The following is an 8,824-nucleotide window of genomic DNA, read 5'->3' on the forward strand; positions in this document are numbered from 1 at the left end:
ACTTTTGGCACGCTGTTGAGTTCTCAAGGAACGGACGCTTCCTTCGGACCGCCTTCCAGCGAATCCTCCGGGCTTCGTTCTTTCGTGTTTCCAGCTTATCAGATGTTTTCCGCTCCGTTTTCCGGAGTTTCATTCATCGGATTTGCTTTCCGCTTTGCCACCTTGGTCTCCCGCGGCGACTCCGGAACTGTACGGGGACCTGCCCGCCACATGCAAATCGCCCCTGTCCGGGCTCCCGGACAGGGGCGATCCATGCCGGTCAGGGCCGGCCGGATCCGGGTCAGCGGACCTCGGTGATCTCCGGGCCACGCGCGAACGGGTCGAGCGAGGCGCCGCCGAAGCGGCTCTCGCCCTCACCGGCAGCGGCGGCCGCCCCGCCACCGTCGGCGACCATCTGGGCGTCCTCGGGAAGCTTCAGCACGATCGGGTCGCGGGGAGCCATCGGGGACTCGCCACGCACGACGACCGTCTGCCGGAAGACCTGCTCTAGGATCCCGGCCATCTCCGGCTGCACTGCGGCCTGGCCCGAGATCACACCGCGCAGGAACCAGCGCGGACCGTCGCAGCCGACGAACCGCACCAGCTGCACACCCTGGGTGCCGTCCGGCAGCTGCACGGGGACCTGAGCGCGGAGGTGCCAGCCGAGCGGGCCCTCCTCCTCCTCGATGAGGCCGCCCTGCGAGGTGATGCCGTTGGCGATCTCCTCCCGGACCTCGCCCCAGATGCCCTCCGACTTCGGGGCCGCGAAGGCCTGGAGCTGGATGGCGCTGTTGCCGAGCACGAGGGTGGCGGCCACGATCGCGTCACCGGCGACCTCGACGCGCAGCTCCATGCCCTCGACACCGGGGACCAGCAGACCCCCGAGGTCGACTCGTCCCTCCTCGGGGTTCTCCAGCTCGGAGTTGTCCCACGGGCCATCCGGCCGGGGAGCCGGAGGCAGGCCGACCCTGTCGGCCGGGTCCAGCTCGGTCACGTTCTCGCTCTCGGCGGAACCTTCGACGTCATCGGCCGTCTCGTCGGCGCTGATGGCGTCGTCGGCGAGCTGCTCGACAGCGTCCTCGCTCTTCTGGCGACGACGGAACACGGTCACTGTCCTTCCCGGTCCAAGACCGATGCGAATACCTGCTCGGCTTCCTGCGAGGCCGCGGGCATGCTAGACCGCGGCGTGGCCGCCGGTCGACCCGAACCCGCCCTCGGCGCGTGCCGACCCAGGCAGCTCCTCCACCTCGTGGAACCGGGCCTTCTCGACCTGCTGGATCACCAGCTGGGCGATCCGGTCCCCTCGACGGAAGCTGACCCCCTCGTGCGGGTCCAGATTGACGACGATCACCTTGATCTCTCCACGGTACCCGGCATCGACCGTCCCCGGGGCGTTCACGAGGGCAACGCCGCAACGAGCTGCCAGCCCCGACCGGGGGTGGACGAAGGCCGCGTAGCCGTCCGGCAGGGCGATGGCGACGCCGGTGGGCAGGACGGCCCGCTCTCCGGGGGCCAGCTCGGCGTCGACGGTGGTGCGCAGATCGGCACCGGCGTCCCCGGGCTGCGCGTACGCGGGCAGCGGCAGCTCGGGGTCGATGCGCTTGATCAGGACGTCCAGCTGCGGGCGGGGGGTGTCGCTCAAGGGTTCACCTCAAAGGCTCGTGCGCGCTTCATCAGATCAGGGTCGTCGAGGACCTTCTCGATGTCCTCGGGACGACCGTGCGTGGTGAAGTGTTCCAGCTTCACCTGGATGAAGAGGGCCTGAGCACGCACGGCGACCGGCCCGTCCGGACCGCCGATCCGCGCCTCGGCGGCGCTGTAGATCTTGCGGCCGTGCACGCCGGTGATCCAGGCGCGCAGGTGCAGCACAGAGTCGACGGGCACCGGGCTGAGGAAGTCGGTCTCCAGCCGGCCGGTCACGGCGGGGGCGTGCAGCAGCCAGTTGAGCGTGCCGAGGGTCTCGTCCATGGCGGTGGTCAGCAGCCCGCCGTGGGCCAGGCCGGGGCCGCCCTGGTGGGCGTCACGGACGGCGAACTCGGCGGTGACGTCGAGTCCCTCGCCGGCGACCGCGTCGATCCGCAGGCCGCCGGGGTGCTGCGGGCCGCAGCCGAAGCAGTGCTCGTAGTGGGAGCCGAGCCGGGTGCCGGGGGCGGGCGCCTGGGGGTGGCGCTGCGGCAGGACGGCGTCCGGCGGCGGGGTGGTCGGGGACGGCGGCATCGCGGGCGCCGGCCGGGCGGTGGGGGTGCTGGGGGCAGTCGTACCGGTCACGGGGCCCAACCCTACCCAGGGGTAGGAAGGCCTCCGGTGGGGGTGGCGTCCCCTGCCGGGCGTCAGGGCGACCACAATGGGGGCATGTACGACGAACGCCTCACGGTGCCGCGTTCCTGGTGGCTGCTCCCGATCGCGATGGGTCTCACACTCGCGCTGATCCTCATCCGGGTCAGCGGTCCGGCCGCGCTGATCGGGCTGGTGGTCGGCATCGCCGCCGGCGCGGTCGCGATCAGCAGCTACGGCTCGGCCCGCATCCGCGTGGTCCAGGGCTCGCTGGTGGCCGGCCCGGCCCGGATCCCGGTGGACGCGCTCGGCAGCGCGCAGGCGCTGAGCCCCGCCGAGGCGGCGGCCTGGCGCGGCCCGAAGGCCGATCCGCGCGCCTTCATGCTGCTGCGCAGCTACGTCCCGACGGCGCTGCGGATCGAGGTGACCGACCCTGCCGACCCGACGCCGTACCTCTATCTGTCGACCCGCTCGCCGATGAAGCTGGCGGAGGCGCTGGAGGACGCCCGGCGCGGCGCCCGCACCTGAGGCGGGCCCGGCCGGCCGTGAGCCGGACGGGCCCGGACACGAGCCGGACGGAAGAGGCCGGACAAACGGAGAGGGACGGTTCCGCTGCTGCGGGACCGTCCCTACGACTTTGTCCTGACCGGTACGCCGGCCGGCTCCGTCCTGCCGGGCCCGTCCGACCGGACGGTTCCCGGACCTGCCGTCCGGCCCCGCTGCCCGGGGCCGGAAGGAGCGGTGTGCCGGTCCCGCGGGCGCAGCCGCGGGCCTCGGGCCCTGTCCGCCGCGGCGCTCAGGCGCCGCAGTCCCGGCAGATCGGGTTGCCGTTCTTCTCGCTGTAGAGCTGGCTGCGGTGGTGCACGAGGAAGCAGCTCATGCAGGTGAACTCGTCGGCCTGCTTCGGCAGCACGCGGACGGCGAGCTCCTCGTTCGAGAGGTCTGCGCCGGGGAGCTCCATGCCCTCGGCAGCGTCGAACTCGTCGACGTCGACAGAGCTGCCGCCCTTGTCGTTCCGCCGAGCCTTGAGCTCCTCGATGCTGTCTTCGTTGAGCTCGTCGTCGGTCTTGCGTGGGGTGTCGTAGTCGGTTGCCATTTTTCGCTCTCCCCCTCCGGGTTGTGCGGTGTGTGCGGTATCTCCAGCGCACGTAACGCATGGGGGGTCGGTCTTGTGCCCGACCCGAGGCGGAGATTTTGCCTTACTTCAAGCCCTGTTACTCAATCGACACTCAGCCCGGGCTCCATCGGGGTGATCCCCGGGGCTGCGGAAGGCCTCACGCTGGGCCATCGTCAGCCCTCCTCGGACCCGGCGAACCGGCCACGCACAGTGATCGCGAGAGGTGTGGGCGCCTGCGGCCTCCCTTGTCCACCAGGGGTGCCGACCGATCCCGTGGACCGATCCCGGGTCGAAATCCGGTCACGGACGGCGATCGGCACCCCTGATCGGGTGATCACTCTCCGGGGTCACCCGGAATCACGGAGCGACACCGTGTGAGCTTGCTCACGTTCAGAATCTTCCGGGGCAAACCACGGAAAATCCACCCACTCCGACGGCCCGGTGCGGCGCCTCAGCCGGCGTTCTTCCGGGCCTGGCGGCGCGCCAGCAGCGCGGCCTGGCGCTCCTCGAACTTCCGGGCCTGGCTGTCCAGCCCGTCCAGGAACACGCCCAGCTCGTTCTGCGCCAGCAGGCCCTCCGGCCCGAGGTCGCCGATCTCCATCACCTTGAGGTGGCGCAGCACCGGCTGGAGCACGTCGTCGTGGTGGATGCGCAGGTTGTACACCCCGCCGAGGGCGATCTGCGCGGCGGCGCGCTCGAAGCCGGGGATTCCGTGGCCGGGCATCCGGAAGTTGGTGACCACGTCGGCGACGGCCCGCATGGCCTGGTCCGGGGCGATCTCCAGGGCGGCCTTCAGCAGGTTCCGGTAGAAGACCATGTGCAGGTTCTCGTCATTGGCGATCTTCGCCAGCAGCTGCTCGCAGAGCGGGTCGCCGGCGTACTTGCCGGTGTTGCGGTGCGCGATGCGGGTGGCGAGCTCCTGGAAGGCCACGTAGGCGACCGAGTGCAGCATGCTGTGCGCGTTGTCGGACTCGAAGCCCTCCGACATGTGGTTCATCCGGGCCCGCTCCAGCTCCACCGGGTCGACCGCACGGGTGGCGAGCAGGTAGTCGCGGATCGCTATCCCGTGGCGCCCCTCCTCGGCCGTCCAGCGGTGCACCCAGGTGCCCCAGGCGCCCTCGCGGCCGAACATGGTCGCGATCTCGTGGTGGTAGCTGGGCAGGTTGTCCTCGGTCAGCAGGTTCACCACCAGCGACACCCGGCCCACCGCGGTCACCCGGGACTGCTCGACCGACCAGGCCTCGCCGCCCAGCACGCCGTCGAAGTCGCGGCCCTGGCTCCACGGGATGAACTCGTGCGGCATCCACTCCCGGGCCACGCCCAGGTGGCGGTTGAGCTCCTTCTCGACGACCTCTTCGAGCGCGAGGATCAGCCGCGCGTCGGTCCAGCCGCTCGGAACGAGCGAGGAGCTGCTCTGCACAGGGGCGATGGTCACGGTCTTGCTCCTGAGGGGACGGCACGCGCTGGGACGGGCGCGCTGGACGGGAACAGGTCGTTCGGACCCGTCGGCGGGCCGCCGACGGATTCACCTACGGTTGCGTAGGTTACGACACCGTAAGTTGCCCGGGCCGGAAATGACAAGCCGCCCCCGCCAGGCCTTATGTCGTCTTGACGGGCCTGGCGGGGGCGGCTGGAAACGGTCGCCTACGGAAGGGGCGGGCGTCGGACCCTCACGGCGAGGGGATGCGGACCCTCATGGTGAGACCGCCGCCGGCGCGCGGCGTGGCCTCGATGGTGCCGCCGTGGGCGCGCACCACCGAGCGGACGATGGACAGGCCGAGCCCGACCCCCTTGTCGCTGCGGGTGCGGTCGGCGCCCTTGACCCGCCGGAACGGCTCGAAGATGTGTTCCAGTTCGTACCCGGGCACCACCGGGCCGGTGTTGGAGACCACCAGCTCGCCGCCGCCGGGCACCGCGGTGGTGGCCAGTTCGACCCAGCCGCCCGGCGTGTTGTAGCGGACGGCGTTCTGCAGCAGGTTGAGCGCGAGCCGCTCCAGCAGCACGCCGTTGCCGGCGACCATGGCCGGATCGAGCTTCGAGCGCAGTTCGACCTCGCGCTTGTCGGCCTCGACCCGGGTCTGCTCCAGCGCCCGGGTGGCCACCTCGGACAGCTCCACCGGGCGCCGGTCGGTCAGCTCGTTCTCGCTGCGGGCGAGCAGCAGCAGGCCCTCGACCAGCTGCTCGCTGCGCTCGTTGGTGGCCAGCAGGGTCTTCCCCAGCTGCTGGAGGTCGGGTGAGGCCGCCGGGTCGGAGAGCTGGACCTCCAGCAGGGTGCGGTTGATCGCCAACGGGGTGCGCAGCTCGTGCGAGGCGTTGGCGACGAAACGGCGCTGGGAGTCGAAGGAGCGGTCCAGCCGGTCCAGCATGTCGTCGAAGGTGTCGGCGAGCTCCTTGAGCTCGTCGTCCGGCCCGTCCAGCTCGATCCGTCGGTGCAGGTCGGAGGAGGCGACGTCACGGGCGGTGCGGGTGATCCGGCCGAGCGGGCGCAGCACCCGGCCGGCCATCGCGTAGCCGGCCGCGAAGGCGATCACGGCGAGGCAGACGAGCACGGTGAGCAGTTTGCGCAGCAGGGTGTTGAGCGCCTGGCTGGCCTGGTAGGTCTTGTTGTCGTTCAGCCACTGGTCGAGCGCGGACTGGTTGGTGAGGGTCAGGCCGTCGGGGGTCCGCACGGAGATGCCCGGCCCGTTGAGCAGCAGGTGCGGCTGGCCGACGTTCTGGAGGGCCTGCTGGACGAAGAAGTACATCACCAGCAGCAGCACCACGCCGGCCATCAGGAACATCCCGCCGTAGAGCAGGGTGAGCCGCATCCGGATGGTGGGGCGGAAGGGCAGCCAGGCGAGCACCCCGTCGCCGGGGACGTAGGTCTGGTTCGACCGGGCCGAGCCCGGGGGGTGCAGGGGCTTGGGCGGTACGGCACGCGGGCCGCCGGCGGGCGCGCCGGAGGGCCCGCCGGCCGGGGGCGGGGTGGTCATGATGATCCTCTCGGGGCGTCCGCCGGGGCGGGCGCTCACGGCAGGGAGTCCTCGGGTGGGCGGACTCCGGTCGTCAGATCCGGTAGCCGGAGCCCGGCACGGTGACGATCACCGGCGGGTCGCCGAGCTTGCGGCGCAGCGTCATCACGGTGACGCGCACGACGTTGGTGAACGGGTCGGTGTGCTCGTCCCAGGCCTTCTCCAGGAGCTGCTCGGCGGAGACGACGGCGCCGCCGGCCCGCATCAGCACCTCCAGGACGGCGAACTCCTTGGGGGCGAGCTGGACGGTGCGTCCGTCGCGGATCACCTCGCGCCGGCCGGGGTCGAGCGAGATGCCGGCGCGCTCCAGCACCGGGGGCAGCGGGATGGTCGCGCGGCGACCCAGCGCCCTTACCCGGGCGACGAGTTCGCTGAAGGCGAACGGCTTCGGAAGGTAGTCGTCCGCGCCGATCTCCAGGCCCTCGACCCGGTCGCTGATGTCACCGGAGGCGGTCAGCATGATCACCCGGGTGGCCAGGCCCTGCTCGACCACCTTGCGGCAGACGTCGTCCCCGTGCACCAGCGGAAGATCGCGGTCCAGGACGACGACGTCGTAGTCGTTGACCGCGATGCGCTGGAGCGCGGCCTCCCCGTCGTACACCACGTCGACGGCCATCGCCTCGCGGCGCAGGCCGGTCGCGACGGCCTCGGCAAGCAGCTGCTCGTCCTCGACGACGAGAACCCGCACGGTCGTTGTCCCTTCTCCAGGCCGGCCCCGGAAGCGGACGCACGGCTCCGACGGTGCCTCCATCCTGCCTGGTCCGGCGGTAAAGCAGCGATAAGCTGCCTCTCGGGCACGGCACCCGGGTCCGCGGAAATGGCCGTTCGCACCCGTACCAGTCCGCTTGGACTGTGACACAGGCAACTTTCTTCCGACGGGAGGTTTCCCGGCTCCCGGGGCGGGGAGGACAGCTGCACACCCGCGATCTGGCTGACGGCCGGTCGCACCCACTCGCCGTGCGTTCATCCGCGCCGGCCCTGGGGCTGGGACATCACCGGGAGCGGCCGAAAGCCGTCTCCGCACCTGTCCGGAGATTCACCACCTTCCGGCCTGGGTGCATTCACCGGCTGGACCTCCTCGGGGCGGAGAGCGCACGACCGTGCACGTCCGACACAGTAAGGGGGCCCGTATGGACGCCTTCAAGGCCGGAATCCTGCAGCGCATAGCCAACGCGGAGCAGGATCTGCACCGAGCGATCGAGGCCGGGGACGAGTTCCTCGCCGAGGTGGAGCAGTCCGAGCTGGACGACCTCCGCCGGCTCGCCGCCGACCACGGCATCGACACGGTGCTGGAGCGCCACCGCACCGCTGCCTGATCCGTCCGGCACAACCGACCCGTCGCCGGACCTCCGGCACCAGCGGCCCTGCGGGGGCCGTGCGAAACCAGGCCCTGGCACCCCCCGTATGTCAGGGCTCTTCGCATGTCCGGGGCCGTCCCGCCCCCGGGGTTCCGGGGCGGGACGGCGAACCGGTCAGTCCGCCCAGGCGCGCAGCGCGGCCAGCCGCTCCTGGAGCGGCTCGTACACCCCCTGGGCAGCGGCCACGGTCAGCTCGCGGTCCGGCCCGTGCCCGGGACGGCCGCCGACCAGGGCGCCCGCCTCGGCGGCGATCAGGCAGCCGGCCGCCCGGTCCCAGGGGGCCAGGCCCCGCTCGTAGTAGCCGTCCAGCCGCCCGGCGGCGACGTCGCACAGGTCCACCGCGGCCGCCCCGCCCCGGCGGATGTCCCGCACCTCCGGCATCAGCGCCAGCAGCACCTCGGCCTGCCGGACCCGTACCGGCTGGACGTAGTTGAAGCCGGTGGCGATCAGCGCCTGGCCCCAGGGCGGGGCCGGGCGGGCCGAGACCGGCCGGCCGTCGAGGCGGGCCCCGCGGCCCAGGACGGCGTGGAACAGCTCGCCGCGGGCCGGGGCGTACACCACACCGACGACCGCCCGGCCGTCCACCTCGGCAGCCACGCTGACCGCCCAGGAGGGCAGCCCGTAAAGGTAGTTGACCGTTCCGTCGAGCGGGTCCACGACCCAGCGGACCCCGCTGGTGCCCGGCCGCTCGGCGCCCTCCTCCCCGAGGTAGCCGTCCTCCGGGCGGCGGTCGGTGATCAGCTCCAGGACGAGCTTCTCGGAGGCGAGGTCCATCTCGGTGACCACGTCGACCGGGCTGCTCTTGGTGCCGGCCACGCCGAGGTCGGCGGGGCGGCCGTCGCGCAGCAGGGCGCCGGCCTGCCGGGCCGCGTCCAGGGCGACCTCCAGCAGGTCGTCGAGGAGCCCGTCGTCGGGCAGGGCGGGGGTGGGCACGGGGTTCTCCTCCGGGGTGACGGAACGGGCTGGACGGGCGGCCGGCACGGACGGGACGGGCGGTCAGCGCTCGGCGGCGGCCGGGCGCGGGGCGCGCGGGTTGGGGCAGCAGGCCACCGCGCACACGTCGTGGCTGGGGCCGAGGGTGCCGA

The 8,824-nt window shown here is 72.0% G+C and carries 10 protein-coding genes; 2 read left to right on the forward strand and 8 right to left on the reverse strand.

The window, feature by feature from the left end; all coding sequences use genetic code 11:
* Positions 1-280: 280 nt before the first annotated feature.
* The 3 genes from KS423_RS30385 to KS423_RS30395 form a co-directional block, all read right to left on the reverse strand.
* On the reverse strand, positions 281-1,084 hold the full coding sequence (locus KS423_RS30385) for a DUF3710 domain-containing protein (protein WP_224282985.1): 804 nt from the start codon (positions 1,082-1,084) through the stop codon (positions 281-283).
* A gap of 69 nt (positions 1,085-1,153) precedes the next feature.
* On the reverse strand, positions 1,154-1,621 hold the full coding sequence (gene dut, locus KS423_RS30390) for a dUTP diphosphatase (protein ID WP_224282986.1): 468 nt from the start codon (positions 1,619-1,621) through the stop codon (positions 1,154-1,156).
* The gene (locus tag KS423_RS30395) at positions 1,618-2,196 is read right to left on the reverse strand and encodes a PaaI family thioesterase (protein ID WP_224282992.1); all 579 of its coding nucleotides are present in this window, start codon (positions 2,194-2,196) and stop codon (positions 1,618-1,620) included. Before KS423_RS30395 ends, dut begins: the two co-directional genes overlap by 4 nt.
* A 135-nt stretch (positions 2,197-2,331) precedes the next feature.
* On the opposite strand from KS423_RS30395, the gene KS423_RS30400 reads away from it, so the two are divergent.
* Entirely contained in the window at positions 2,332-2,781 is a 450-nt protein-coding gene (locus tag KS423_RS30400) for a DUF3093 domain-containing protein (RefSeq protein ID WP_224282987.1), read from the forward strand.
* A gap of 268 nt (positions 2,782-3,049) precedes the next feature.
* Here KS423_RS30400 and KS423_RS30405 read toward each other — a convergent pair whose 3' ends face one another.
* From KS423_RS30405 to KS423_RS30420, 4 genes are all read right to left on the reverse strand, one after another.
* Positions 3,050-3,349 carry a DUF4193 domain-containing protein gene (locus KS423_RS30405; protein ID WP_030285479.1) on the reverse strand — a complete coding sequence of 100 codons (300 nt, stop codon included), beginning with the start codon at positions 3,347-3,349 and terminating at the stop codon, positions 3,050-3,052.
* A 472-nt stretch (positions 3,350-3,821) separates the two neighbouring features.
* Positions 3,822-4,805 (reverse strand): acyl-ACP desaturase, encoded by a 984-nt coding sequence (locus KS423_RS30410; protein WP_224282988.1) that lies wholly within the window; start codon positions 4,803-4,805, stop codon positions 3,822-3,824.
* A 235-nt stretch (positions 4,806-5,040) separates the two neighbouring features.
* Positions 5,041-6,342, reverse strand: coding sequence for a cell wall metabolism sensor histidine kinase WalK (locus KS423_RS30415; RefSeq protein ID WP_224282989.1), 1,302 nt, complete (start codon positions 6,340-6,342; stop codon positions 5,041-5,043).
* A 73-nt stretch (positions 6,343-6,415) separates the two neighbouring features.
* On the reverse strand, positions 6,416-7,069 hold the full coding sequence (locus KS423_RS30420) for a response regulator transcription factor (protein ID WP_030057689.1): 654 nt from the start codon (positions 7,067-7,069) through the stop codon (positions 6,416-6,418).
* A gap of 442 nt (positions 7,070-7,511) precedes the next feature.
* On the opposite strand from KS423_RS30420, the gene KS423_RS30425 reads away from it, so the two are divergent.
* Positions 7,512-7,697: a hypothetical protein gene (locus KS423_RS30425; RefSeq protein WP_224282990.1), complete on the forward strand. Its 186-nt coding sequence runs from the start codon at positions 7,512-7,514 to the stop codon at positions 7,695-7,697.
* Positions 7,698-7,853: 156 nt separating this feature from the next.
* On the opposite strand, the gene KS423_RS30430 is transcribed toward KS423_RS30425, so the two are convergent.
* Positions 7,854-8,672, reverse strand: coding sequence for an inositol monophosphatase family protein (locus KS423_RS30430; protein WP_224282991.1), 819 nt, complete (start codon positions 8,670-8,672; stop codon positions 7,854-7,856).
* Positions 8,673-8,824: the final 152 nt, after the last annotated feature.

The sequence above is a fragment of the Streptomyces sp. LS1784 genome, from assembly GCF_020103755.1.
Taxonomy (GTDB): Bacteria; Actinomycetota; Actinomycetes; order Streptomycetales; family Streptomycetaceae; genus Kitasatospora.

What these genes read in the sequence shown, in the direction of transcription:
- KS423_RS30395 (WP_224282992.1), bottom strand. Translation starts at nt 2,196, where the DNA reads ATGCCGCCGTCCCCGACCACCCCGCCGCCGGACGCCGTCCTGCCGCAG.
- KS423_RS30400 (WP_224282987.1), top strand. Translation starts at nt 2,332, where the DNA reads ATGTACGACGAACGCCTCACGGTGCCGCGTTCCTGGTGGCTGCTCCCG.
- KS423_RS30405 (WP_030285479.1), bottom strand. Translation starts at nt 3,349, where the DNA reads ATGGCAACCGACTACGACACCCCACGCAAGACCGACGACGAGCTCAAC.
- KS423_RS30415 (WP_224282989.1), bottom strand. Translation starts at nt 6,342, where the DNA reads ATGACCACCCCGCCCCCGGCCGGCGGGCCCTCCGGCGCGCCCGCCGGC.
- KS423_RS30425 (WP_224282990.1), top strand. Translation starts at nt 7,512, where the DNA reads ATGGACGCCTTCAAGGCCGGAATCCTGCAGCGCATAGCCAACGCGGAG.